The sequence below is a fragment of the Lactobacillus helveticus DSM 20075 = CGMCC 1.1877 genome (assembly GCF_000160855.1).
Lineage (GTDB): Bacteria > Bacillota > Bacilli > Lactobacillales > Lactobacillaceae > Lactobacillus > Lactobacillus helveticus.
Genome location: NZ_GG700790.1, coordinates 1 through 605, shown reverse-complemented (window position 1 = coordinate 605; position 605 = coordinate 1). Strand labels below are relative to the sequence as shown.

The following is a 605-nucleotide window of genomic DNA, read 5'->3' as shown; positions in this document are numbered from 1 at the left end:
CGGTACATAAATGCAACGACTATTTCGTTGATACCAAATACCAACAACCAAAATGCAACTAACCATACTAAGCTTAATGCCGCAAAAAGTGGGTTAAAGATCAAGAAAATAGCAATAACTAAACTTAAGATATTCAAAACTAAGTTAAAGATAAAGTAACCTGTTGAAAAGACACGCAAGTGCCATGAAAAGGCAATTCCGACAGCTGAGTCAACAAAGAACCAAATTGCAAATAAATATGCAATAGTTAATCCACCAATATCATATGAGCATAAGAACAAAATACCCACGATGATATCTAAGATACCTGAAATAAGTGCTACCCAACTCCGTGCAAAGAAAGCACGGAAACGTGAATAACCAGCTAGCCATACTAAACCTTGCAAAATTGACAAAATACCAAAGATTAGCACAAATACGTGCAATCCCTTAGCTGGATGTCTAAGTAGCAAAAAAGCAACAACAACCATTAATACACCAGCGATAAAGGCGCCCCAATCGAAGCCGCGATTATCTCTAGAACTTGAAAAAATGTCCATTATTCGTCCTCCTTGGTGCCTATTTTACACTTATTCAAGGACAGAAACAATTACACTCTACTTTTT

At 36.5% G+C, this 605-nt stretch carries 1 protein-coding gene; it reads right to left on the bottom strand.

Annotated features, from left to right (window positions below; translation table 11 throughout):
- Positions 1–539 (bottom strand): HdeD family acid-resistance protein (locus tag HMPREF0518_RS09355; RefSeq protein WP_003627992.1); only part of this gene is annotated, 539 nt, incomplete at its 3' end.
- Positions 540–605 lie beyond the last annotated feature (66 nt).